Here is a 23,602-nt window from a genome sequence, read left to right as displayed (position 1 = left end):
ATGTTATGCCAACAGGCGCTTTTCTTATGCGAAGGTGCTGCTTCGGCAGCACCCCTTTGATGCGCTATCATCGCATTTTTCGCTCGTTCCTGTCCCGATGGCGCACCAAGCTGGGGCAGGAGGAGCGCCGAGTTGACCCGAGCTGGCGTCGGCGTGATTCTGTCTCCGCCGACGTTTTTGTTGCCCGGCATTCCGTCATGCTGACGATCGCCGATATTTCGATCGTCGATGCCGACCAACGCCTGCGGGGGTCGGTTTGTCACTAGTCTGCGAGGACACCCATGAAAGTACTCGTCGCGGTCAAACGCGTCATCGATTACAACGTCAAGATCCGGGTCAAGCCGGATCACTCCGACGTGGATCTGACCAACGTCAAGATGGCCATGAACCCCTTCTGTGAAATCGCGGTGGAAGAGGCCGTTCGTCTCAAGGAGAAAGGCGTCGCCACGGAGATCGTCGCCGTCACGGTCGGCCCCAAGGCCGCTCAGGAACAGCTTCGCACGGCGCTGGCGCTGGGGGCGGACCGCGCCATTCACGTCGAGACCGACGAGCGCGTCGAGTCGCTGGCGGTGGCCAAGCTGCTCAAGGCCGTGGTCGATGAAGAGCAGCCCGACCTGGTCATTCTCGGCAAGCAGGCGATCGATACCGACAACAACCAGACCGGCCAAATGCTGGCGGCGCTGAGCGGTATGGGGCAGGGCACCTTCGCCTCGGAGGTCGCCTTCGGCGATGGCGTCGAAGACGGCTACGTGCGCGTCACCCGCGAGATCGATGGCGGCCTGCAGAGCGTCGCGCTCAAGCTGCCTGCGGTGGTGACCACCGATCTGCGCCTGAACGAACCGCGCTACGCCAAGCTGCCGGACATCATGAAAGCCAAGAAGAAGCCGCTGGACAGCCGGACGCCGGAAGCCCTCGGCGTGGCCGTCTCCAGCGGGCTTGAGCTGCTCAAGGTCGAGACGCCGGCCGAGCGCAAGGGCGGTGTCAAGGTAGGCTCCGTGGACGAGCTGATCGACAAACTCAAGAACGAAGCCAAAGTGCTGTGAAAGGAGCTGATTGCATGAGTATTCTGGTCCTGGCCGAACACCATGAAGGGCGTCTCTCCGCCGGCACGGCTCATGTCGTCGGCGCTGCCCGAGCCATTGGTGGCGATATCGACATCCTGGTCGCTGGCGAGAATGTGGCCGCCATCGCCGAAGCGGCCGCCAAGCTCGATGGCGTCTCCCGCGTGCGAGTGGCCGACGATGCGGCGTACGCGCATCAGCTGGCCGAGCCGCTGGCGGATCTACTGGTCCAGTTGGCCGGCGACTACAGCCACGTGCTCGCCGCGGCATCGACCGATGGCAAGAACGTGCTGCCGCGGGTTGCGGCGCTCAAGGACGTCTCCCAGATCTCCGAGATCCTGAGCGTCGAGAGCGCCGATACCTTCAAGCGTCCGATCTATGCCGGCAACGCCATCGCCACGGTGCAGTCCAGCGATCCGCTCAAGGTGATCACCGTGCGCACGACGGCGTTCGACCCGGTGAGCGAAGGCGGAGCCGCGACCATCGAGCCCGTGGATGCCGTCGTCTCCAACGCGCTGTCGCGCTTCATCGGCGAAGAGCTCGCGCAAAACGAGCGCCCGGAGCTGGGTGGCGCTCGCGTGGTCATCTCCGGTGGCCGAGGCATGGGCAACGGCGACAACTTCAAGCTGCTCGACGGCATCGCCGACAAGCTCGGCGCCGCCATCGGGGCTTCTCGTGCCGCGGTCGATGCCGGCTTCGTGCCCAACGACATGCAGGTCGGGCAGACCGGCAAGATCGTCGCTCCCGAGCTTTATATCGCCGTCGGCATCAGCGGCGCGATCCAGCACCTGGCGGGCATGAAGGACTCCAAGGTGATCGTGGCGATCAACAAGGACGACGAAGCGCCGATCTTCCAGGTGGCCGATTACGGTCTCGTCGGGGATCTGTTCGAGATTCTGCCCGAGCTGGAGCAGAAGCTGTAGACGACTCGCCTACGCGATTCGCGATCCAGAAAGCCGGTACCTGCGGGTACCGGTTTTTTTGTGCCTCGCCGTTCAGCGGAGGTCGCGGGTTGTCACTGGAGCGCCAGGTTATACGGATTGATAATTGTTCTTGTTTGTATTAGCGTATCGCGTCGAATTCAGCTTCGTTACACCGCTGGTTAGCGGTGCTTGTCACCAGCTTGTTGTCACGGCTCATACGCAAGGAGATAGCGTGGTGCATGATTCCCCGCGGAAACGAGCAAGTGCACGCCTGTTGGCGTCCTTTCTCGCCGCCATGAGCCTGGGCGTTGCCAGCACGGCGCCGGCCCAGGACTCGCTCAGCCAGGCCAGCATCGAGGCCCAGCAGACCCAGGCCGAACTTCAAAGCCGTATCGACAACGCCGACGACGCCACGCGGGAAGCGCTGCAGCGCCTGCGCCAGGCCAGCCAGCAGGCCGACCGGCTCGAGAGCTACAACGCCGAGCTGGCACCAATCGTCGACAACCAGGCCAAGCGCATCGCTTCCGAGCAGCAGGCGTTGACGCAGATCTCCGTGACCCGCGAGGGACTGCCGGGGGAGATGCGCGAGATGGTCGAGCAACTGCGCGCGATGATCGAAGCGGACATGCCGTTCCTGCGCGACGAGCGTCTGGCCCGCGTCGACGACCTGGAACAGATGCTGGCCCGCGATGATGCCTCGCAGGCCGACAAGCTGCAGCGAATCTTTTCCGCCTGGCGTACCGAGCTCGCCTACGGGCGGGAAATGGACCAGTGGAGCGGCCCGCTCGAAGGCGCGCAATCCGACGCGGCGAGTCAGGGTAGCCAGCTCGCGCGGGAAGTCGACTATCTACGGGTCGGGAGAACGGGCTGGTACTACGTCACGCCGAACGATCAGGCCGGTGGCGTCTGGAGCATCGCCAACGGCGAGTGGGAAGCGTTGGACGGCGATCAGATCGACGAGGTCCGTCGCGGCATTCGCATCGCACAGGATCAGAGCGCGCCGGCCTTGTTGCACCTGCCGGCATCGCTGGTCGTCGAAGACGGACAGTCAGCGACGGAGGGGCAGTCATGAGACGGACAGTCATGAAGCGTCATGCATGGTGGTCAGCGCTCTCTTTCGTGGCGATGACGCTATTGCCCATCGTCGCCAGTGCTCAGTCCGGCGACGCGTCGGGTAGCGGATCGCACTCGATGCAGCAGGTGCTAGAGACGTTCCGGGCCGACAGCCAGGCCGCGGAACAGCGCGATACCCAGCGGCTGGAGACATTGCTGGATGACCGTGAGGCGTTGCAGCAGGCGGTCGCCGATGCCGAGCAGCGGCTGCAGGACGCCCAGGGCAGGCGCGACCAGCTGGAATCGCGCCAGACGGACCAGCAGCAACAATTGGCGGCGCTACAGCAGCAGCGCACGGAAGAGGCCGGCGATATCGGTGATATCTCCGGAATCGTCAAGCAGCAGGCCAGCGAGCTTCGGGATGCGCTGGGCGAGAGCTGGCTGACCGTCGGCGGTGATGCGCAGTTGCCTCCGCGGCTCGACGATCGCGGCCTGATCGACCTGCAGACGCTGGATCGGGTGCGCCAGGATCTGGCGGGCCTGATCGCGGAAAGCGGCCGAGGCGTGCGGTTCCAGGCGCCGGTTGCCGGGCCGGACGGCGATGTCGCCCAGCGCCCCGTGGTCCGTCTGGGGGATATCGTCGCCTTCAGCGACGGCGATCTGCTGCAGCGAATCGGCGACGACGGTCGTCTTTCCGTCGTGGCGGCAACGCCGGGCGATGCTCGCCAGGCCTTGCAGGCTTTCCAGCAGGGCGAGGGCAACCAGATCGTGGTCGATCCCACCGACGGCGACGTGCTGGACGCGCTCGCCCAGCAGCCGAGCCTGTGGGAGCGGTTCCAGCAGGGCGGCTACGTCGGTTACGTGATCGTCGCGCTGGGGATCATCGGGCTGCTGGTGGCGCTGATACAGTATGTCTACCTGCTTCGGGTCAGCGGGCGCATGCGTCGGCAGATGCGGGCGCCGGAGTCCCTCAGCGACGACAACCCGCTGGGGCGCGTACTTCAGCGCTTCGCTGCGCTGGGCCGCGACCACGCGCCGGAAGCGCTGGAGGCTCGGCTCGACGAGGCGCTGCTGGCAGAGCAGCCGCGGCTGGAGCGGGGCCAGCCGGTCGTCAAGCTGATCGCTGCCGTCGCGCCCTTGCTGGGGCTGCTGGGCACGGTGACCGGGATGATCGTCACCTTCCAGTCGATCACCGTGTTCGGCACCGGCGATCCCCAACTGATGGCCGGCGGCATCAGCCAGGCGCTGGTGACCACCGTGCTGGGTCTGATCACCGCCGTGCCGCTGCTGTTCGTCAATACCGCCCTGAGCAGCCGCAGCCGACGATTGATCGGTCTGCTGGAAGGGCGCGCCAGCGCGGTGCTCGCCGAGCATCTCGAGGCCGAAACGGCCGCTGTCGCCCATGCCGAGGAGCGCCGCCATGGTGTCCGCGCTTGAGCCGATCCGCTGGCTGATCGGCGCTGGCGGCGAGGTGCTGGTGGTGATCATGCTGGTGGCGATGGCGCTGTTCGCGATGTCGCTGGAGCGGCTGTTCTACTGGCAGTTCACTCATCGACGTGCCCGGCGTGTGCTGATCGAGGCGTGGATTCAGCGTCGCGATCACTCGAGCTGGAGCGCGCTGACCCTGCGCGAAGTGTGGACGAGCGAACTGATCGCCCGGTTACGCCTGCCGTTGCCATGGCTCAAGCTGCTGATCGCGGTCTGCCCGCTGCTCGGGCTGCTGGGGACGGTGACGGGCATGATCCAGGTATTCGACAGCCTGGCTCTCACCGAGAGCAACCAGGCCCGCGCGATGGCCGACGGCGTCGCCCAGGCCACGCTGCCCACGCTGTGCGGCATGGCCGTTGCCGTGGTCGGCCTGCTTTTCGTCACTCGTCTGGAACAGATCATTCGGCGCGAGGATCAGCGGTTGCATGACCGCATGGCCCGCGCCGTGGAGGACTCTCATGCGTAGGCGCCGCTTGCGGGAAGCCAGTGACGATTCGACCGGCATCGATCTGACGCCGATGCTGGATGTCGTTTTCATCATGCTGATCTTCTTCATCGTCACCACCAGCTTCATCAAGGAGAGTGGCGTCGAGATCCAGCGGCCCGAGTCGAGCGAGGCCACGGCGCGCCAGGATACCCAGGTGCTCGTCGCCATCACCGGCGAAGGCGCGGTCTGGGTCGACGGCGAAGCGGTGGATGCCCATCGCGTCGGCGCTCGTGTCGCGGAGCTGGTCTCCGGTGATGGCAGCGTCGTGGTGCAGGCCGACAAGAACTCGACGACGGGCTTGCTGATCGAGGTCATGGATCGCATCCACCAGGCGGGTGTCGATAACGTCGCCGTGGCCGCCAACCGGGATGCCGGCTGATGCGTAGAGTGGCAGGCCTGATCGGCGGCGCGCTGCTGGCGCTGCTGCTGTTCTATCTGTTGGCGCTGCTGGTGGCTCCGCCGGAACCGGATCGCACCCAGATCGTGACGCCGACGGCGATCTCGATGGTCGACGCGCCGGAGCAGGAACAGGCGCAACCGACGCCAACGTCGCCGGCCTTGCCGACGCCGCCGAGTGCGCCACCGCCGCCCCCGGCGGCGGCGCCCGTACCTGCGGCGGAGACGCCGAGCCCGGTGGAGATTCCGGAGCCGCAAACGCCGCCCATGGAGGCGCCGGACGTGACGCTGGATGAATCGCTGCCCGAGCTGAGCGAGGCGCAGCCAGAACCGGAGCCAGAACCGAAACCCGAGCCGCGTCCTGAACCGCAACCCGAGGCTCAGCCGGAACCCCAGCCAACGCAGGAAACCGTGGCGGATGCGGCGCCGCAGCCGGAATCCGAATCCGGCCCGCCGCAGTCGGAACCCGCACCGCAGCAACCGCCGCGAGGAACGCAGGCATCGCCGCGCGATGTCGGCCAACTGCAGCCTACCAGCCGGGTCAATCCGTCCTATCCGATGCGTGCGCGCCGGCGTGGCCTGGAAGGTTACGTGGAGGTGAGTTTCATCATTCAGCCTGACGGGCGCGTCGATACCGACAGCCTGCGAGTGATTGACGCCGATCCCGCCAATGTGTTCGACCGTGCCGTCGAGGAGGCGGTATCACAGTGGCGATTCCCGCCGGCCGATGACGTTCGGCGGGCCACGCAGCGTATCCAGTTCCAGTTGGAGGGCTGATCGTGAGTTCAACGACGGTTCGTCGTCTGGGCAAGCGCTGTCTGTCGCTGGCGCTGGTGGGCCTGATCGGTTGCGGCGGTATCTCGCTGGCCAGGGCCGAGGGTCCGGCGCTGCGCGCGGACATGATCCAGGCGCTGCAGTCGATGCAGTCGCAGCTCGAGGCCGGCGACGACGCGGCGGTGGCTACCCGCGCTGCCGACTCGGCCTCGCGCCTCGAAGGCGGCAATGCGGCCGACCGCTGGGCGCGCGCTCTGTTCCTGCAACTGGCGGCATCGGCCAATGCTCATCAAGGAAACAAATCCCTGGCTGCGGATCAGTTGGCCGAAGCGCGTCGCATCGACGATGTCCCTGACGCGCGCCGTCTCTCGTGGCTGCATCAGGAAGCACGGCTGCGCTTGAGCGCCGGCCAGACACGGCAGGGCGCGGATCTGCTCACCCAATGGGTCGAGCGCAGCGGCGGAGACGACGCTTCGCGCTGGCTGCTGGTTCAGGCGCGGGCATCGCTCGAAGAGTGGTCGGCCGCGGCCAACTCGCTCGATCGGCTGAGAGCGTCCGGCACCGAGGGCTGGAGCCAGTCGCAACGGCAATTGGCGAGTACGGTCTACCAGCAGGCAGGGCGCTTCGACGACGCCCTGACGCTGCTGGGTGACGATGCGAGTTCGCCGGACGTCTGGCGCCGGGCCGCGGGGCTTGCCCAGCAAGCCGGTGATGATGGTCGTGCCGCAGCGATCTGGGAAAGCGGCTGGCGCCGAGGTGTGCTGACATCGGACGACGATCTGGTGCGGCTGGCCAGACTGCACATCGCCGGGGGAACGCCGGCGCGTGCCGCCGAGCATCTGGAGGATTGGCTGGATAGCGGTCGGCTGAATTCCAGCAGCGCCAACCTGCGCCTGATCGCCCAGGCCTGGACGGCCGCTCGTGATCATGACCGTGCGCTGTCGGCCTGGCAGACGCTGGCCGAAAAGCGCGGCCGGGCAGAGGATTGGCAGCAGTTGGCCGAACTCGCTTACGGTTGGGGCGAGTGGCAGACGACACGAGACGCACTTTCCCGTCTGCGGGAGGTCGGCGGCGAGATTTCCGGACGGGACTGGTTGTTGCAGGGCTTCGCCTCGCTGCAGCTCGGCGATCGGGAGGCGGCCCGCAATGCCTTTCAGCAGGCCAGGGCAGCGGGCGTCGAGCAGGCGCAGCAGTGGCTGGATTCGCTGGGATCGGCGTAGCGGTGGTTCGCTCACGCGATGGTCGGTTTTGGTAAGGTGGCGAATTGTGGCGTGAGCCGTTCTCCACTGATCGCGCCTTGATCATCCTTGTGCTCGTTATTGCGAGGGGCAAGCCCCTCGCGCTCCCCTTTTTTGACGCCACAGACGGCGAAACCCTGAACGCTGGATCGCTGAACTCGGGTCGGCGCGAAAGGGCATCCTGCCCAACGCGCCTCTTGCGACATCCATGTCGCAAGACCCGGTTCAGCGCTCAATCGTTCAGCGCCGTCTGGAAGGCGTCAGGAGCGAAGCATTCCATGACGATGGCTCGATCGACCGTTCACGCCTCCGCCAAGGATTACCGTTACAAAAAACTCGTGAATGGAACTCACGCCAGCTCGAACTCGGTCAGTGGTAAGTTCGTTCTGCTTGAATTTGTCGCTATAGTGAATTTGTCGCCATAGGAAACGAAACTCACGCCAGCTCGAATTCACTCCACACCGGGGCGTGGTCGGATGGCCGTTCCATGGCGCGCAGGTCATAGTCGATACCCGAGCGACGCGTGGCGCGGGCCAGCGGCTCGGTGACCAGGATGTAATCGATACGCAGGCCGCGCTTGGGCTCGCGATCGAAACCCTTGGAGCGATAGTCGAACCAGCTGAAATAGTCGCTGCTGTCCGGGTGGCAAAGTCGATAGCTGTCCTCGAGCCCCCACGCCTTTAGGCGCTCCAGCCATTCGCGTTCCTCGGGCTGGAAGCTGGTCTTGCCTTCGCGCAGCCAGCGCTTGCGATTGTCCTCGCCGATGCCGATATCGATATCCGCTGGCGAGATGTTGAAGTCGCCCATGATCGCGATGCGCTCCGAAGGCTGGTGCTGCGTTTCGAGGAGCGCGTTGAGACCGGCGTAGAACGCCCGCTTGTTGGGGTACTTGGTAGGGTGAGCGATGTTCTCCCCCTGGGGAAAGTAACCGTTCCACACCGTCAGCGGTTTGCCATCGTCCATGTCGAGCGTCACTCCGATCAGGCGGCGCTGCGCCTCCTCGCCATCGTCGGGCAACCCATAATGAACGGATGTCGGTGCTGCCCGGGTCAGCATCGCGACACCGTAGTGGCCTTTCTGGCCATGAAAGTGAACGTGATAGCCCATGGCTTCCACCGCGTCGCGGGGAAACTCGCTATCCTGGACCTTGGTCTCCTGCAGACCGATGACGTCCGGCGCGTGGCTCTCGATCAGCGCCTCGAGCTGGTGCAGACGAGCGCGGATGCCGTTGATATTGAAAGAGACGAGTCGCATCAATCGGAGCCCTCATCCTTCGAGGCGTCGCTATCGGTGCTGGCGGAATGCAGCGGCAGCGGCGGGGCGCTCTGACGCTGGCGCTTGCGCTCGGCCTGCAGTTTTCGCTGCTGGGTCTTCTTGTCGACGTAACGACGCGATGGAGCGACTTCATCGGGATTGTCATGGCGCCAGCGGCGATAGTCCTTGCGCTTGCCGGTACGGATCGTCACCTTGTCGGCCAGCGACCGGGTCTTTTTTCTGCGAGTCATGCGCGCAACCTGTCAGTATTCAGCGGGAAATCCAGCGATATAGCGATATGGGCATCGGCATTGGAAACTCTCGACCGCCAAGGCGGTGTTCCCGGAGCCAACGATAGCCCACATTCTAACAGGGGAAGGGGGCTCTGCCATCGGCTAGCCGCGACGTTGAACCACTGGGCTCGCGACGTTGGACCACTGGGCTCGCGACGTTGGACCACTGGGCTCGCGACGTTAGCGGGCCAGAACTGGTACAATGTGTTCGGCTCGCGCCGGGCCTGGCCCCGGCGAAGTCGATCATCGTCGCGTCGAGGGTTCGTCCTTGAAGGCGTGAATGCCGGCCCGCCGCGCCGTAGATGGCGCCGCCGAGCAGGACGCCAGCCGTCGCGAGTCAAACCGTCAATCGATTTCGGACATTCGTCATAACTATGAGTGAGTCTGACAACACCCAGCCCCCGGCACAGAACCGCAGACCCAAGCGGCGTCGGCGCAAGCCACGTAAATCGCAGTCGCGGAACACTTCCAACTGGTCGCTGAAACAGTTTCAGGTCGAGCCCGTTGCCGGACGCTGGCGGTTTCATGATTTCGACCTGCCGACATCATTGATGCGCGCGATCCAGGCAGAAGGTTTCGAATACTGCACGCCGATCCAGGCCGAAGCGCTGAAGCATACGTTGCTCGGCGGCGACGTGGTCGGCAAGGCACAGACCGGCACCGGCAAGACTGCGGCTTTCCTGATCTCGATGCTGGCCTATTTCCTGGAAGAAGAAGCGCCGGATGGCCAGAAGCCGGGAACGCCGCGGGCGCTGATCATCGCGCCTACCCGCGAACTGGCGCTGCAGATCGAGAAGGACGCCAAGGCACTGGCCCGTTTCACGTCATTGCATGTGGCAAGCGTCGTCGGCGGCATGGACTACCAGAAGCAGCGGGATCAGCTGAGCAAGAACCTGGACATTCTGGTGGCCACGCCGGGGCGTCTGCTCGATTTCCAGCAGAAGCGCGACATCGATCTCTCCCAGGTCGAGGTGCTGGTGCTGGACGAAGCCGATCGTATGCTGTCGATGGGCTTCATTCCGGACGTCAAGCGCATCATCCGCTATACGCCCAAGCGCGAGGAACGCCAGACCTTCCTGTTCTCGGCGACCTTCACGCCGGATATCCTCAACCTCTCCGAGCAGTGGACCCAGAATCCGGCCCACGTCGAGATCGAGGTGACCACGGACAACGCGGCCAATATCGACCAGCGTGTCTATCTGGTCAGCGACAGCGAGAAGCGCAAGCTGCTGTTCAATCTGGTCAGCCAGGAAGCGATGGAGCGGGTGATCGTGTTCGGCAACCGTCGCGATCTGGTACGCGAACTGGACCAGATGCTGCGCGACCAGGGCGTCAACGCGGCGATGCTCTCGGGCGACGTGCCGCAGAGCCAGCGAATCAAGACGCTGGAGCGTTTCCGGGAAGGCGAAGTGACCGTGCTGGTGGCGACCGATGTTGCCGGTCGTGGCATCCATATCGAGGATGTCAGCCACGTCATCAACTTCACGCTGCCGGAAGATCCTGAAGACTACGTCCATCGTATCGGGCGGACCGGCCGTGCGGGCGCGAAGGGTGTGTCGATCAGTTTCGTCGGCGAAGAGGATGCCTTCTCGCTGCCGGAGATCGAGAACTACATCAACGGCAAGCTGCCCTGCGAGCATCCGCCCGAGTCCATGATGTCGTGAGCCGATGCTTTCCTGAGCGGCTGACATCGTCAACGGTTCGGCTCTCTCGATCGTCCACCGTCGGTGGGCGATCTGTTTCTGACCTTCCTTCCCCGGAATGCGCATGCTCGACGAACCCCTCAAGCAAGAGATCCAGGAGGCTTACCGGCGCGTGCTCGAAGGGTTGGAGCTCACCCCGCGTTACGGTCAGCGTCTGATGATTGCGGAGATCGCGCGCACGCTGGCGTCGATCGAGCGAGATGATCAGGGCCGAAGGACGTCCAACGAGCACGTCTGTGTTCTGGAAGCGGGTACCGGTACCGGTAAAACCCTTGCGTATCTATTGGCGGCGTTACCCGTCGCCAAGGCGCGCGGCAAGCGGTTGGTCATCGCCACTGCCACGGTGGCACTGCAAGAGCAGGTATTGAATCAGGACCTGCCGATGCTCAAGGCGCACAGCGGGCTCGATTTCGAATACGCGCTGGCCAAGGGTCGGGGGCGTTACCTGTGCGTGGCCAAGCTGGATCAGGCGCTGGAAGGCGCCGAGCCCAACCCGACGCTGTCGCTGTTCGAGCAGACCATCGCCACGGACGCCGGCGGTGACTTCCCGCAGCTGATCCAGGAGATGGCCGATACCTATGCCTCGGGCAACTGGGAAGGGGATCGGGATAGCTGGCCGGTCGCCATCGACGATCGCGACTGGCGACGGCTGACGGTGGATCATCGCCAGTGCACCAATCGGCGCTGCGGCCATTTCGGCGCCTGTGCCTATTTCCGCTCGCGCCGGCATCTCGAGCAGGCCGATATCATCGTCGCCAATCACGACCTGGTGCTGGCGGACCTCGCGCTGGGCGGAGGCATGGTACTGCCGTCGCCCAAGGAGTGTATCTACGTCTTCGACGAAGGACACCACCTGCCGGACAAGGCGCTGGATCACTTCTATCATCGTTTCGGGATTAACGGCACGTTGCGCTGGCTGCGGACGTTGAAGAAGTCGCTGACGGAGTTGAACACCGCGCTCGGCGCCCAGCCGACACTCGGCCGCTTGCTGGCGACCTTCCCCGAACGCATCGCGGCGCTGGAGCCACGTCTCGGCGACGCCTACGCCATGGGACATCAGATTGCCGGGCTCGGATCCGGGGCAGGCGAGGAGACGCAGCATTTCCGCTTTCCCAACGGCCGGGCGCCGGAGCCGCTGGTCGATCTGGCCCAGCAGCTGGTCATTCCGTTCGCCGAGTTATCGCGCGATCTGGAGACGATGAGCGATATCCTCCGCGAGAGTCTCGACCCGGACAAGTCCACCGGGCTCCCGCGGGAGCAGGCGGAACCGTGGCTGCCGCTGACGGCGCTGCTCCACGGCCGCGCGCTGGAAGCGCATGCGCTGTGGTCAGCCATGGCCAAGCCGGATCCGGCGGGGCAGGCACCGCAAGCGCGATGGTTGACGTTCCAGAACTTCGGTGGCGAGCCGGAGCTGACCTTTTCGGCCAGCCCGGTATCGGCGGCGGAGACACTGGCGCGGCATCTCTGGGGAACCTGCTACGGGGCGGTGGTGACCTCGGCGACGCTGACGGCGCTCAATCGTTTCGAGCGATTGCAGGAGCGGGCCGGCCTGGCCAATCGCTATCGCTACCAGCGCCTGCCGAGCCCTTTCGACTATTCCCGGGCCATCCTCAGTGTGCCGAGGGAAGCGGTGGAGCCCGGCGATGCCAAGGCGCACGACCGTTCCATCGTCGAGTTCATCGAGGGGCTGGAAGATGACGAAGCCGTGCTGGTGCTGTTCTCCTCGCGCAAGCAACTGCGCAGCGTGGCCGATGCGTTGCCGGAACCCTGGTCGTCGCGCCTGCTCTCGCAGGATCGGCTGCCCAAGCGCGAGCTGCTGGAGCGCCATCGCAAGGCGGTCGACGACGGCGGCGGTAGCTTGATCTTCGGGCTGGCGAGTTTCGCCGAGGGGATCGATCTTCCCGGTCGTTATCTCACCCACGTGGTCATCACCCGGCTGCCGTTTTCGGTGCCGGACGATCCGGTCGGCGCCACGCTCGCCGAGTGGATCGAGAGTCAGGGCGGCAACCCGTTCATGCGGATATCGGTGCCGGATGCGTCGATCAAGCTGGTGCAGGCGTGCGGGCGGCTGATCCGCAAGGAGAACGACAGCGGCCGTATCTCGCTGTTGGATCGGCGTGTGCTGACCCGGCGGTACGGCAAGGCGTTGCTGGACGCGCTGCCACCGTTTCGGCGTCAGATCGAAGGGGTGGAAGCAGGCGAGCCGGCCAGGAACTGACGGGGGCCGCGTTGCCGCCGCCAACAAAAAACGCCCGGTGCCGTGAATTGCGGCACCGGGCGTTCTGCTTGAACGGTCGTCGTCCTGGGATCAGTCGTCGGAACGCTGGCGCGACTGGAGCACGGACTTCAATTGCTCGGCCATCTCGGTCAGCGTGCGTTCGGTGGTCGGCCAGTCGATGCAGGCATCGGTGATCGAGACGCCATACTCGAGTTGACTGCGATCCTCGGGAATCTTCTGGCTGCCCCAGCCGATGTTGGATTCGATCATCAAGCCGATGATCGAGCGGTTGCCGTCGAGAATCTGGTGGGTCACGTTCTCCATCACCAGCGGTTGCAGTGCCGGGTCCTTGTTGGAGTTGGCATGTGAGCAATCCACCATCAGATTGGCTTTCAATCCGGCCTTGTGCAGTTCCTGCTCGGCCAGCGTGACACTGACACTGTCGTAGTTGGGCTTGCCGTTGCCGCCCCGCAGAACGACGTGGCCATAGGCGTTGCCCCGGGTCCGGATCACCGCGACCTGACCCGCCTGGTCGATACCCAGGAAATTGTGCGGGCTGGCGACCGACTGCAATGCGTTGACTGCCACGTCCAGGCTGCCGTCGGTGCCATTCTTGAAGCCGACCGGGCCGGAAAGGCCGGAAGCCATTTCACGGTGGGTCTGGGATTCGGTGGTGCGGGCCCCTACCGCGGACCAACTAATGCAGTCCTGCAGATACTGCGGCGAAATCGGATCGAGCGCCTCGGTGGCCAGCGGCAGGCCGATTTCGGCCAGATCCACTAGTAGCCGGCGAGCGATGTGCAAGCCTTCCTCGATCTCGAACGAGTCGTTGAGGTGCGGATCGTTGATCAAGCCCTTCCAGCCCACCGTGGTTCGCGGCTTTTCGAAATAGACGCGCATGACGATGTAGAGGCTGTCGCTGACGGCATCGGCAAGCCGACGCAGACGCCTGGCGTAGTCGCGGGCGGCATCGGGATCGTGAATCGAGCAGGGGCCGACCACGACCAGCAGGCGCGGATCCTCGCGATCGAGAATGCGCTGGATGGTCTGACGCCCTTCGATGACCGTGCGCTCGGCGGATTCCGAAAGCGGAATGTTCTGCTTCAACGCTTCCGGGGTAATCAGGACATCCTGGGAGAGAACGTTGAGATTGTTGACCTGCTGTTCCGACATGCTGGGGCCCGTTGACTCTGATGGTGACTGCGCGTGGAGCGCGTACTATGGGGGTTGCAGGGTACAAAAATCAACTTTCCGGCCCCGTTGTGCCCTGCATGCCGGGGATCCGGCGCCGGGAGCGCGACTTGATGGGGCGGGTTAAAACAGGAACACTGGCCGGCTTCGCGTGCTAATCCATCGTTTCTGTTATAACTTGCACGCCTGTCATTGAATCGTGAGCTCAAAGGGCTCCAGGTGGGATCATGAGCGTATTATCTCCTAGTCACCACACTCGTTATCGCTGTGTCATTTCACTGCTCCAGGCCCTGCAGCTTCCGGTGCCCAGTCGTACGGGGAGGCGTTGAATGGGTGTCCGAGAGACCGATCAGCAACTCGTCGAACGCGCCCAGAAAGGGGACACCCGAGCTTTTGATCTTTTGGTCAAGAAGTACCAGCACAAGATTCTCGGTCTGATCAGCCGCTATGTTCAGGACCATTCCGAAGTTCAGGACGTTGCCCAAGAAGCCTTCATCAAGGCGTATCGCGCCCTGGGCAGCTTTCGTGCCGAAAGTGCCTTCTATACCTGGATGTATCGCATCGCCATCAACACGGCAAAGAACTATCTGGTATCGCGGGGGCGGCGTCCTCTCGGTAGCGATCTGGATATCAGCGATGCCGAGATCGTCGACCAGAGCGGGCGTCTGTCGGATATCGAATCGCCGGAAGCGGCGATCGCCCGCGATCAACTGGAAGCCGCCGTGTTCGAAGCGATCGAGCAACTGCCGGATGATCTGCGCACCGCGATCACGCTGCGTGAATTCGACGGGCTTTCCTATGAAGATATCGCCACGATCATGGAGTGCCCGGTGGGAACCGTCCGATCGCGGATCTTCCGGGCGCGCGAGGCGGTCGACAAGCATATCGAACCGTTGCTGGAACACGGTGGGCGAGACGCGGTCAACGGCGCTTGAGCGACGCAGGATCAATAGGTTCGGGAGCGCCGATGGCGATCGAATCGAGAAAGATGAATCGAAAATGAACTGTCATCGATTTCTGTCGTCATAGTGGGGCAGGTAATAGCCAAGCCGTCGTCGGCTGGAGACAATCCGGCGACGAGGGTCCGGTGACGCAGGTAGCGGGCAAGGGCATTGCGGCCTTCGAGGATCGCAATGGCACGCCCCCAGATGTCGCCCTGAGTGTCGCCGTCATTCAACACGTGGCAAGCCGCAAGGCGAGTGTGAGGGTGTGACTATGAAGCAGGTATACGAATCGTTTTCCGCATTGATGGATAACGAGGCCGATGAATTCGATCTGAGGCGGGCGCTCAAGACGCTGGGCACGTCGCCGCAGGAATCCGATACCTGGCGTCGATATCACTTGGCCCGCAGCATGATGCGGCGCGAGCGGGATGCGATCGTCGATATCGATATCTCCGGCGACGTGATGGCGGCGCTGGCGGATGAACCCCGGCCCGTCGCGGAACCAGCCAGCGAGCCGGTCAGGCGCCACTCGTTTTCCATGATGGGCGGCGCTGCCGTGGCGGCGGCGGTATCGCTCATGGTGATCACCGGCGTTCAGGTCTATAACGGCCGCTTTGGCGCCGACACCACCACGTCCTCGGATGTGGCGGCCGCTACGGGTACCTCTGCGGTCAACGAAAGTGCCCAGGCCCAGGCCACGCTGGCCTCCGAAAGTGTTGCCGGCGACCAGAGCGGGGCGATGCAGGCTTCCATGCAGGCGCCGGTCTCCAGCGGGCTGCCCTATTCGCTGGGCAGCGGCAGCTTTGGCGGTGGAAGCTTCGGCGCTGGCAACAACAGCGGCTTGATGACGGTCGGGGAGCAGGTGATGCAGCCGATGTTCCTGTCGCCGAGCACGCGTCAGTCTCCCAACGTCGATATGGAGCAGGCGCAGACGCTGCAATCCTATCTGGAGCGTCACTCCGTCGGCGCTGCCTACAGCACCGGCGACAACTGGATGCCGTTGCTGCGTACGCCGGGCGCACTGTCCGCTCAGGTCGACGGTGCCGGAGCCACGGAAGCGCGTTGATGTTTCGGTTTACTCCCCGGGCCTCTCTGGCTGCGATACTTCCTCTGCTTGCGGTTTCCGGCACTGCCCAGGCTCAAGCGTCCGTCGATGAGCGGGCGATTCCGGAAACTTTCGACTGTCGCGACCTGGCTGCCGCCAGCGATAGCGATGTCTCTCCCGAGGCGCTGTTTCAGCGCAGTCTCTGGGCCAGCCACTGCTATAACTTCAGTGCACGGGCCGTGCGTATCAGTTTCGATGGCGTCAGGACCCTGGCGCTGACGCATAGCGTGCAGCAGGGCGTGGAGACCGAGGCTGCGAGATTTCTGGATGGTCCGCCCGTCGCGGTGGAGAAGCGGGGCAGCGTGAGCCAGGATGCGGCGGGGCAGGGAACGCTGGATTTTACCGCTGGTCTCGCGCCTGGCGCCTTGACCCGACAGATTGCCGGACATTACGACCTCCAACCGATGGAAATCGAGCGAATTGCCGGACGCGCGGCATGGCGTCTCGATATCGAACCGCAGGACGAGCTCCGCTACGGTTACCGTCTCTGGCTGGATCGCGAGACATCGCTGCTGCTCAAGCGTGAAATGATCGGTATCAATGGCCAGATTCTCGAAACCTTTCAGATAACCGATCTGCGAGCCCCCACGCTTTATCCTGATACGCTTCGTCTCGGCCCCGGCCAGTCTCCGGCGGATTCTCCGTGGCACGCGCAGTGGCTGCCTGCCGGGTTTACCTCGCAGCCGATCCCGCCTGATAGCCCTGGTCAGAGCGCACGGATTGAGCACCAGCTCTACAGTGATGGTTTGACCAGCATCAGCTTGTTCGTCGAACCCATTACCGGTAACCGGCGTTCCTTGTTGCCCGGCATGCATCGACTGGGTATCTCCTATGCAGCGGTTCGTCATGTGAATCATGAGGGCCGGCCCATGCAGATACTGGTATTGGGCGAGGCGCCGCCCGAGGTGCTGGCACGTATCGCTGCGCGAGTGACCTGGAACCAAGGGGGCGGTGCCGACGATCCGTCCACTGATATGTCGGACCCTCAGAACGACTCCGACGCGAGTGCTCCCCCCGCCGGCTCCTAGTTTCCTCGCCTTTCCTCTTCAGCCAGTTCTTCAGCCTGTGACGGGGTTTTTCGCTCTTTAGCGCAAAGAAACTTTACATCCCGTTGAACTCTTGGCGTGTTTTCGTATCAATGAAAGTGGTCGCCGTGCCTTGACCGGGCGCGGCGACGATTCGATGGCGTGAGGTTCGTTATCGCCGATTTATCCCTTATGAACATCGATCTAGCTACGTGCGACTCGCCAGAGTCTTCATCGAATGTTAGGAGTGTTTAATGGAACGTATGACAAGATGGTTTGCTCCCTGGCTATTGATGGCCGTCACGTTACTGTCTGTCCAGACGGCGCAGGCCCGCGATCTGCCGGACTTCACCGGATTGGTCAAGCAGGCCGCTCCCGGAGTGGTCAATATCGCCACCACCAGCAGCGTCAGTGCGTCCAGCGGGCCATACGGCCAGCAGGACGTTCCCGAGATATTTCGCCGCTTCTTCGGTGATCAGATGCCGCCGATGCCCGGCGCGCCGCAGGGCGAGGAAGAGCGCAAGTCGCTGGGCTCCGGTTTCGTCATCCGCAAGGATGGTTACATCCTGACCAATGCCCATGTGGTCAAGGACGCCGACGAGATCATGGTGCGTCTCAACGATCGGCGGGAACTCCCGGCCAAACTGGTGGGCTCCGATGCGCGAACCGACGTCGCCCTGCTCAAGGTCGACGCCGACGATCTTCCTACGCTCAAGATAGGCAACTCCGATGATCTCGAAGCCGGGGAATGGGTCGCCGCCATCGGTTCTCCGTTCGGTTTCGATCATTCGGTAACGGCCGGCATCGTCAGCGCGATCAACCGTACGCTTCCGAGCGAAACCTATGTGCCCTTCATCCAGACCGATGTGGCGATCAACCCGGGTAACTCCGGTGGTCCCTTGTTCAACCTCGATGGCGAAGTCGTGGGGATCAATTCGCAGATCTATACACGCAGCGGTGGTTTCATGGGGCTGTCGTTCGCCGTGCCAATCAGCGTTGCCATGAACGTCGCCGATCAGCTGCGCACCGAAGGTCATGTGAGCCGCGGCTGGCTGGGTGTGGTGATTCAGCCGGTGTCCAAGGATCTTGCCGAATCGTTCGGACTCGATGGCACAAAGGGGGCACTGGTTTCCGATGTCAGTGATGACAGCCCGGCGCAGAAGGCAGGCCTGAAGGCAGGTGATGTCATTCTGAGTGCCGACGGGTCCGATATCGATGACTCCACGACGCTGCCACGTCTGATTGGCCAGGTGGCGCCGGGAGCCGAGGTCAGTCTGCAGGTCATGCGCGGTGGCGACCAGCGCAAGGTCGACGTGACCGTGGGTGATTGGCCGGACCAGACGGCGGCCGATGGCTCGCCGTCCAGCGCATCTTCCAACGACCAGACCAAGCTGGGAATTGCGATCAGTGATCTCAGCGATCAGGAGAAGCAGCAGCTGGATATCGATAATGGCGCCCTGGTGCGTCGCGTCGACCCGCGTGGCGCGGCGGCGACGGCGGGTATTCAGCCTGGTGACGTCGTCGTCAGTTTCGATCAGAAAGCGATCGATAGCGCCGATCAGCTGATCGATGCGGTCAAGCAGGCCGACGGTGATCGTGCCATCCCGGTGCGTATCGTCCGGGATGGGACTTCACTGTTCGTAGCGTTGCGCTTGAAGGCCAGCGACTGAGTCGCGCCGGGCGACAGGTTCGGGCCGAGCCCGTCACACAGCCTCGCGAAAGCGAGGCTGTGTACGTTCCGGTTGTCGCTGTCTTTGCCACGGCCATGTCGGTACAATGCGCCAAATTCGTAATCAACCGCGCGACAGGAAGACAACGGTACATAAATGTCGGCGCGGGCGAATCGCTGCGTCGTGCGCTGCTCGAATACTGACCGGACCCCGCGTCATGGCTGGTGCTTCCTGCGCCGCGCGTCGTGCGCTTCATCCCGCTCGACGATTTATCGACGTTTCCCTGGCTACGGCACTCCGTGCGGACCGCGCGCGTACAAATTACCGGTAAGGTTTCAATGGCAGACGCTGCAAGCAACGAGCAACTGAAGTTCATTCGCAACTTCTCGATCATCGCCCATATCGACCACGGCAAGTCCACGCTGGCAGATCGCATCATCCAGTTCTGCGGTGGCCTGACAGATCGTGAACTCAAGGAGCAGGTGCTCGATTCGATGGATCTCGAGCGCGAGCGCGGTATCACCATCAAGGCGCAGTCGGTCACGCTCGACTACCAGGCGCAGGATGGGCACACCTACCAGCTCAACTTCATCGACACGCCCGGGCATGTCGATTTCTCCTACGAGGTTTCGCGCTCGCTCTACGCGTGCGAGGGGGCATTGCTCGTGGTCGATGCCGCTCAGGGTGTCGAGGCGCAGTCGGTCGCCAACTGCTACACCGCCATCGAGCAGAACCTGGAAGTGCTCCCGGTTCTCAACAAGATGGATCTACCCCAGGCGGACCCGGACAAAGTGGCTCACGAGATCGAGGAGATCATCGGTCTCGATGCTCATGACGCGGTACGTGTGTCGGCCAAGAGCGGTCTCAACATCGATCTGCTGCTGGAGCGTCTGGTGCGTGATATTCCGCCCCCCAAAGGCGATCGCGAAGGCCATCTCCAGGCCCTGATCATCGATTCCTGGTTCGATAACTACCAGGGTGTCGTGTCGCTGGTGCGTCTGTTCGACGGCACCTTGAAGAAGGGCGACAAGATTCAGATGAAGTCGACCGGTCGCGATTGGGAAGTGACCGACATCGGCTATTTCACGCCCAAGCAGAACTCCACCGGCATCCTGCGTGCCGGCGAAGTCGGCTTCGTCATCGCCGGCATCAAGGATATCCAGGGCGCGCCGGTCGGCGACACGATCACCCATACCAAGACCAAGGACGTGCCGCGTCTGCCCGGCTTCCAGAAAGTGAAGCCGCAGGTCTACGCCGGCATGTTCCCGGTCAGCTCCGACGACTACGAAGACTTCCGTGACGCGCTCGAGAAGCTGGCGCTCAACGATGCCTCGCTCGACTACGTGCCGGAGAACTCCGATGCGCTCGGGTTCGGCTTCCGCGTCGGTTTCCTCGGCACGCTGCACATGGAAATCGTCCAGGAACGCCTGGAGCGCGAATACGACATCGATCTGCTGACCACGGCGCCGACAGTCAACTACGAGCTGTTGATGGACAACGGTGAGTTGGTCACCATCTCCAACCCGTCGAAGCTGCCCGATATGGCCAACGTGGCGGAGATGCGCGAGCCGATCGTGCGCGCCAGTATTCTGGTGCCGCAGGAGTACGTGGGCAACGTCATCTCCGAATGCGTCAATCGTCGCGGCGTGCAGCTGGACATGCAGGTGCTGGGCAGCCAGATGCAGCTCGTCTACGAACTGCCGATGGCCGAGGTCGTCATGGACTTCTTCGACCGACTCAAGTCGATCTCCAAGGGCTATGCCTCGCTCGACTACAGCTTCGAGCGTTTCGAGGCCGCCAAGCTGGTACGCCTGGATATTCTCATCAACGGCGATCGTGTCGACGCGCTGGCGTTGATCATTCATCGCGATCACGCTCATTCGCGTGGTCGCATTCTGGTCGACAAGATGAAGGAGTTGATCCCGCGCCAGATGTTCGATGTCGCGGTACAGGCAGCGATCGGCGGTCACGTCGTGGCACGAACGACGGTCAAGGCGCTACGCAAGAACGTGACGGCCAAGTGCTACGGCGGCGACACGACGCGCAAGAAGAAATTGCTGGAGAAGCAGAAAGCCGGCAAGAAACGCATGAAGCAGGTGGGTCGTGTCGAAATACCCCAGGATGCGTTCCTTGCCGTTCTCAAAATGAACGAGTAGGAAAACACCTCATGGATTTTTCGTTGTTACTGGTGTTGGCTGTCGCCATCACGGGGCTCGTCTGGTTGCTCGACAGCCTGTTCTGGCGGCGCTCGCGTCGCCAACGCCAGCAGGCCGCCGCACAAGCACAGGGTGGCGAAAAGTCGGTCGACTACAAGGACCCCTGGCCGGTCGACTACGCCCGCTCCTTTTTCCCCGTGTTGCTGGTCGTTCTGGTGCTGCGCAGCTTCGTGATCGAGCCGTTCCAGATTCCCTCGGGCTCGATGCGACCGACACTCGAGGTAGGGGATTTCATCCTGGTCAACAAGTTCAGCTACGGACTCCGCCTGCCGGTCATCAACACCGAAATTGCCGATATCGGGGAACCGGAGCGCGGTGATGTCATGGTCTTCCGCTTCCCGCAGGATCCATCGGTCAATTTCATCAAGCGCGTCATTGGCCTGCCGGGGGATCACATTCGCTACGAAAACAAGCAGCTCTACGTCAATGGCGAACCGGTGCCCAAGTCGATGACCGATCCCGACCCGGCAGAAGCACCGGGCGAAGAACTGTTCGAGGAACACCTCGGTGACGTCGAGCACAGTATCTTCAACAACCCCCAGAGCCCCGGGCCCCAGATGCGGGAGATCGTCGTTCCCGACCACGAGTATTTCATGATGGGCGACAACCGCGACCACTCCAACGACAGCCGTTACTGGGGTTTCGTCCCGGAAAAGAACATCGTCGGCAAGGCGTTTGCCGTGTGGATGCACTGGGATGGTGGATTGCCTAGCTTCAGCACGGTACGCCAGATAAACTGATTCTTATATAGCTGTTGAAATTTCAGTTGGTCGGCCGCCGGCTCCGGACGCGGGATCATGACGGTCCCGTTCTCGGAACAGCGGCAAGACGCGCAACTCGCATAGCGGGCGACGGGCTATCCCGCGCCCGCTTTGCTTCAAAGACAACGATTCTTTGTTTCAAAGATAACGACTCAATGGGAATGACGTGAGTGATCCTCTGCAAGGCTTCAGCCGCCGAATTGGCCACGACTTTCGTGACCCGGCGCTGCTGGAACTGGCGCTGACGCACCGGAGCGTGGGCGGCGCCAATAACGAACGGCTCGAGTTTCTGGGAGACTCGATCGTCAATTTCGTGATCGGCGAGGCGCTGTTCAAGCGCTTTCCGGCCGCGCGGGAAGGGCAGCTGTCCCGCCTGCGGGCCGGGCTGGTCAAGGGGCAGACGCTGGCCGTGGTGGCGCGGGAATTCAACCTGGGCGAGTGCCTCAGGCTGGGGTCCGGCGAGATGAAAAGCGGCGGTCATCGGCGCGATTCGATCCTGGCCGACGCGCTGGAAGGGGTGATCGGGGCGATCTATCTCGACGCCGGTATGGATGTGGCACGCAGTCGCGTGCTGGCCTGGTTCGGGACGCGCCTGGAAGCGATCGACCTGCACAATACGCAGAAGGATCCCAAGACGCGACTTCAGGAGTTCCTGCAGTCCCGCCAGCAGGCGCTGCCGCGATACGAGGTGATCTCGGTGGAGGGCGAAGCCCACGCCCAGACCTTCAGCGTCGAGTGCCACGTCTCCATGCTGGACGAGTCGCCGACGCTGGGCGAAGGCTCCAGCCGGCGGATCGCCGAACAGCAAGCCGCCGAGCTTGCGTTGTCCAAACTCGAACCATCAAAGGGCAAGCGCCAATGACACAGAGCTGTGGTTTCGTCGCTATCGTCGGGCGTCCCAACGTGGGTAAATCGACGCTGATGAACCGCATCCTGGGGCAGAAGATCTCCATCACCTCCCGGCGTCCGCAAACCACGCGCCATCAGGTCATGGGCATCAAGACGATCGATGAAGCGCAGTTCATCTACGTCGATACGCCCGGCATCCATCTGCAGACCCGGGATCGCAACAAGGCGATCAATCGCTTCATGAACCAGGCTGCATCACAGGCGCTGCGCGACGTCGATTGCGTCGTGTTCCTGGTCGACCGCACGCGCTGGACGGATGAGGATCAGGTCGTGCTCGACAAGCTCACCCACGTCGAAGCGCCGGTAATCCTGGCGGTCAACAAAGTCGACTGGCTCGAGGACAAGACGACATTGCTGCCGTGGCTGGAGTCGCTTTCCGCCAGACGCGAATTCGCCGCGATCCTGCCGATCTCCGCCAAGCACGGAACCAACGTGCCGGAGCTCGAAGGCGAAGTCGGCAAGCGCCTGCCCGAAGGTGTGCACTACTTCCCGGACGATCAGATCACCGACAAGAGCCAGCGCTTTCTGGCCGCCGAGCTGGTCCGCGAAAAGGTCATGCGCCAGTTGGGCGACGAGCTTCCCTATCAGATGACCGTCGAGATCGAGGAGTTCCGCGACGAAGGCAAGGTCATCCATATCAGCGCATTGATGCTGGTCGAGCGCCAGGGCCAGAAGAAGATCCTGATCGGTGACAAGGGGGAGCGGATCAAGAAGATCGGCATCGAGGCGCGCCAGGAGATGGAGCGAGCCTTCGACAGCAAGGTCATGCTCAACCTGTGGGTCAAGGTCAAGCGGGGTTGGTCGGACGATGACCGGGCGCTCAAGAGCCTTGGCTACAATCTCGATTGACGAGCATCTCGATTGACGATCCGATCTTCCGATCGACGAACTGA

The 23,602-nt window shown here is 63.1% G+C and carries 21 protein-coding genes; 18 read left to right on the top strand and 3 right to left on the bottom strand.

Annotated elements, in window-relative coordinates; all coding sequences use genetic code 11:
- Nucleotides 1-281 precede the first annotated feature (281 nt).
- From ACWHY3_RS10030 to ACWHY3_RS09995, 8 genes are all read left to right on the top strand, one after another.
- The gene (locus ACWHY3_RS10030) at nucleotides 282-1,043 is read left to right on the top strand and encodes an electron transfer flavoprotein subunit beta/FixA family protein (protein ID WP_276231561.1); all 762 of its coding nucleotides are present in this window, start codon (nucleotides 282-284) and stop codon (nucleotides 1,041-1,043) included.
- A gap of 14 nt (nucleotides 1,044-1,057) precedes the next feature.
- Complete coding sequence (locus ACWHY3_RS10025; protein ID WP_448126453.1) at nucleotides 1,058-1,984, top strand: electron transfer flavoprotein subunit alpha/FixB family protein; 927 nt, start codon at nucleotides 1,058-1,060, stop codon at nucleotides 1,982-1,984.
- A 232-nt stretch (nucleotides 1,985-2,216) separates the two neighbouring features.
- The gene (locus ACWHY3_RS10020) at nucleotides 2,217-3,056 is read left to right on the top strand and encodes a DUF3450 domain-containing protein (RefSeq protein WP_448126452.1); all 840 of its coding nucleotides are present in this window, start codon (nucleotides 2,217-2,219) and stop codon (nucleotides 3,054-3,056) included.
- Between the two features lie 11 nt (nucleotides 3,057-3,067).
- Complete coding sequence (locus ACWHY3_RS10015; protein WP_448126451.1) at nucleotides 3,068-4,474, top strand: MotA/TolQ/ExbB proton channel family protein; 1,407 nt, start codon at nucleotides 3,068-3,070, stop codon at nucleotides 4,472-4,474.
- Nucleotides 4,458-4,991, top strand: a complete 534-nt coding sequence (locus ACWHY3_RS10010) for a MotA/TolQ/ExbB proton channel family protein (RefSeq protein ID WP_087719506.1) — start codon at nucleotides 4,458-4,460, stop codon at nucleotides 4,989-4,991. Before ACWHY3_RS10015 ends, ACWHY3_RS10010 begins: the two co-directional genes overlap by 17 nt.
- Nucleotides 4,984-5,391 carry an ExbD/TolR family protein gene (locus tag ACWHY3_RS10005; RefSeq protein WP_087719505.1) on the top strand — a complete coding sequence of 136 codons (408 nt, stop codon included), beginning with the start codon at nucleotides 4,984-4,986 and terminating at the stop codon, nucleotides 5,389-5,391. Before ACWHY3_RS10010 ends, ACWHY3_RS10005 begins: the two co-directional genes overlap by 8 nt.
- Nucleotides 5,391-6,185 carry a TonB family protein gene (locus tag ACWHY3_RS10000; protein WP_448126450.1) on the top strand — a complete coding sequence of 265 codons (795 nt, stop codon included), beginning with the start codon at nucleotides 5,391-5,393 and terminating at the stop codon, nucleotides 6,183-6,185. The genes ACWHY3_RS10005 and ACWHY3_RS10000 overlap by 1 nt, the downstream gene beginning before the upstream one ends.
- Nucleotides 6,186-6,187: 2 nt before the next feature.
- Nucleotides 6,188-7,402: a hypothetical protein gene (locus ACWHY3_RS09995; protein ID WP_448126449.1), complete on the top strand. Its 1,215-nt coding sequence runs from the start codon at nucleotides 6,188-6,190 to the stop codon at nucleotides 7,400-7,402.
- A 453-nt stretch (nucleotides 7,403-7,855) separates the two neighbouring features.
- Here ACWHY3_RS09995 and xthA read toward each other — a convergent pair whose 3' ends face one another.
- Both xthA and ACWHY3_RS09985 read right to left on the bottom strand, forming a co-directional pair.
- Nucleotides 7,856-8,674 (bottom strand): exodeoxyribonuclease III, encoded by an 819-nt coding sequence (gene xthA / locus ACWHY3_RS09990; protein WP_448126448.1) that lies wholly within the window; start codon nucleotides 8,672-8,674, stop codon nucleotides 7,856-7,858.
- Nucleotides 8,674-8,925, bottom strand: coding sequence for a hypothetical protein (locus tag ACWHY3_RS09985; protein WP_276231555.1), 252 nt, complete (start codon nucleotides 8,923-8,925; stop codon nucleotides 8,674-8,676). The genes xthA and ACWHY3_RS09985 overlap by 1 nt, the downstream gene beginning before the upstream one ends.
- Nucleotides 8,926-9,341: 416 nt before the next feature.
- On the opposite strand from ACWHY3_RS09985, the gene rhlB reads away from it, so the two are divergent.
- Together rhlB and dinG are read left to right on the top strand one after the other, a co-directional pair.
- Nucleotides 9,342-10,631 (top strand): ATP-dependent RNA helicase RhlB, encoded by a 1,290-nt coding sequence (gene rhlB / locus ACWHY3_RS09980; RefSeq protein ID WP_303853565.1) that lies wholly within the window; start codon nucleotides 9,342-9,344, stop codon nucleotides 10,629-10,631.
- Nucleotides 10,632-10,734: 103 nt separating this feature from the next.
- Entirely contained in the window at nucleotides 10,735-12,888 is a 2,154-nt protein-coding gene (dinG, locus tag ACWHY3_RS09975; protein ID WP_087719499.1) for an ATP-dependent DNA helicase DinG, read from the top strand.
- Nucleotides 12,889-12,978: 90 nt separating this feature from the next.
- Here the strand turns inward: dinG and ACWHY3_RS09970 are convergent, their stop codons facing one another.
- On the bottom strand, nucleotides 12,979-14,061 hold the full coding sequence (locus tag ACWHY3_RS09970) for a 3-deoxy-7-phosphoheptulonate synthase (protein ID WP_448126447.1): 1,083 nt from the start codon (nucleotides 14,059-14,061) through the stop codon (nucleotides 12,979-12,981).
- Nucleotides 14,062-14,408: 347 nt separating this feature from the next.
- Here ACWHY3_RS09970 and rpoE point away from each other — a divergent pair, with 347 nt between their 5' ends.
- From rpoE to era, 8 genes are all read left to right on the top strand, one after another.
- The gene (gene rpoE / locus ACWHY3_RS09965; RefSeq protein ID WP_448126446.1) at nucleotides 14,409-15,014 is read left to right on the top strand and encodes an RNA polymerase sigma factor RpoE; all 606 of its coding nucleotides are present in this window, start codon (nucleotides 14,409-14,411) and stop codon (nucleotides 15,012-15,014) included.
- A gap of 280 nt (nucleotides 15,015-15,294) precedes the next feature.
- Nucleotides 15,295-16,089: a sigma-E factor negative regulatory protein gene (locus tag ACWHY3_RS09960; protein WP_087719496.1), complete on the top strand. Its 795-nt coding sequence runs from the start codon at nucleotides 15,295-15,297 to the stop codon at nucleotides 16,087-16,089.
- Entirely contained in the window at nucleotides 16,089-17,156 is a 1,068-nt protein-coding gene (locus ACWHY3_RS09955; protein WP_448126445.1) for a MucB/RseB C-terminal domain-containing protein, read from the top strand. Before ACWHY3_RS09960 ends, ACWHY3_RS09955 begins: the two co-directional genes overlap by 1 nt.
- 251 nt (nucleotides 17,157-17,407) lie before the next feature.
- The gene (locus ACWHY3_RS09950) at nucleotides 17,408-18,823 is read left to right on the top strand and encodes a DegQ family serine endoprotease (RefSeq protein ID WP_448126444.1); all 1,416 of its coding nucleotides are present in this window, start codon (nucleotides 17,408-17,410) and stop codon (nucleotides 18,821-18,823) included.
- A gap of 338 nt (nucleotides 18,824-19,161) precedes the next feature.
- The gene (gene lepA / locus ACWHY3_RS09945) at nucleotides 19,162-20,979 is read left to right on the top strand and encodes a translation elongation factor 4 (protein WP_087719493.1); all 1,818 of its coding nucleotides are present in this window, start codon (nucleotides 19,162-19,164) and stop codon (nucleotides 20,977-20,979) included.
- Nucleotides 20,980-20,990: 11 nt separating this feature from the next.
- Nucleotides 20,991-21,779 carry a signal peptidase I gene (gene lepB / locus ACWHY3_RS09940; RefSeq protein ID WP_087719492.1) on the top strand — a complete coding sequence of 263 codons (789 nt, stop codon included), beginning with the start codon at nucleotides 20,991-20,993 and terminating at the stop codon, nucleotides 21,777-21,779.
- Nucleotides 21,780-21,978: 199 nt separating this feature from the next.
- The gene (gene rnc, locus ACWHY3_RS09935) at nucleotides 21,979-22,662 is read left to right on the top strand and encodes a ribonuclease III (protein ID WP_448128156.1); all 684 of its coding nucleotides are present in this window, start codon (nucleotides 21,979-21,981) and stop codon (nucleotides 22,660-22,662) included.
- Nucleotides 22,659-23,558, top strand: coding sequence for a GTPase Era (era, locus tag ACWHY3_RS09930; RefSeq protein WP_448126443.1), 900 nt, complete (start codon nucleotides 22,659-22,661; stop codon nucleotides 23,556-23,558). The genes rnc and era overlap by 4 nt, the downstream gene beginning before the upstream one ends.
- The last annotated feature ends 44 nt before the right edge of the window (nucleotides 23,559-23,602 follow it).

Source organism: Salinicola sp. NYA28a, from assembly GCF_976982775.1.
This window is presented reverse-complemented; position numbering and strand designations above follow the sequence as displayed.

Excerpts from the sequence above, each read along its gene's own strand:
- rpoE (WP_448126446.1), top strand. The coding sequence starts at position 14,409 with ATGGGTGTCCGAGAGACCGATCAGCAACTCGTCGAACGCGCCCAGAAA.
- ACWHY3_RS09970 (WP_448126447.1), bottom strand. The coding sequence starts at position 14,061 with ATGTCGGAACAGCAGGTCAACAATCTCAACGTTCTCTCCCAGGATGTC.
- dinG (WP_087719499.1), top strand. The coding sequence starts at position 10,735 with ATGCTCGACGAACCCCTCAAGCAAGAGATCCAGGAGGCTTACCGGCGC.
- ACWHY3_RS10000 (WP_448126450.1), top strand. The coding sequence starts at position 5,391 with ATGCGTAGAGTGGCAGGCCTGATCGGCGGCGCGCTGCTGGCGCTGCTG.
- lepB (WP_087719492.1), top strand. The coding sequence starts at position 20,991 with ATGGATTTTTCGTTGTTACTGGTGTTGGCTGTCGCCATCACGGGGCTC.
- era (WP_448126443.1), top strand. The coding sequence starts at position 22,659 with ATGACACAGAGCTGTGGTTTCGTCGCTATCGTCGGGCGTCCCAACGTG.
- xthA (WP_448126448.1), bottom strand. The coding sequence starts at position 8,674 with ATGCGACTCGTCTCTTTCAATATCAACGGCATCCGCGCTCGTCTGCAC.
- ACWHY3_RS09955 (WP_448126445.1), top strand. The coding sequence starts at position 16,089 with ATGTTTCGGTTTACTCCCCGGGCCTCTCTGGCTGCGATACTTCCTCTG.
- ACWHY3_RS10010 (WP_087719506.1), top strand. The coding sequence starts at position 4,458 with ATGGTGTCCGCGCTTGAGCCGATCCGCTGGCTGATCGGCGCTGGCGGC.
- ACWHY3_RS09950 (WP_448126444.1), top strand. The coding sequence starts at position 17,408 with ATGGAACGTATGACAAGATGGTTTGCTCCCTGGCTATTGATGGCCGTC.
- ACWHY3_RS09985 (WP_276231555.1), bottom strand. The coding sequence starts at position 8,925 with ATGACTCGCAGAAAAAAGACCCGGTCGCTGGCCGACAAGGTGACGATC.
- ACWHY3_RS09960 (WP_087719496.1), top strand. The coding sequence starts at position 15,295 with ATGAAGCAGGTATACGAATCGTTTTCCGCATTGATGGATAACGAGGCC.
- lepA (WP_087719493.1), top strand. The coding sequence starts at position 19,162 with ATGGCAGACGCTGCAAGCAACGAGCAACTGAAGTTCATTCGCAACTTC.
- ACWHY3_RS10005 (WP_087719505.1), top strand. The coding sequence starts at position 4,984 with ATGCGTAGGCGCCGCTTGCGGGAAGCCAGTGACGATTCGACCGGCATC.
- ACWHY3_RS10025 (WP_448126453.1), top strand. The coding sequence starts at position 1,058 with ATGAGTATTCTGGTCCTGGCCGAACACCATGAAGGGCGTCTCTCCGCC.
- rhlB (WP_303853565.1), top strand. The coding sequence starts at position 9,342 with ATGAGTGAGTCTGACAACACCCAGCCCCCGGCACAGAACCGCAGACCC.
- ACWHY3_RS10030 (WP_276231561.1), top strand. The coding sequence starts at position 282 with ATGAAAGTACTCGTCGCGGTCAAACGCGTCATCGATTACAACGTCAAG.
- ACWHY3_RS10015 (WP_448126451.1), top strand. The coding sequence starts at position 3,068 with ATGAAGCGTCATGCATGGTGGTCAGCGCTCTCTTTCGTGGCGATGACG.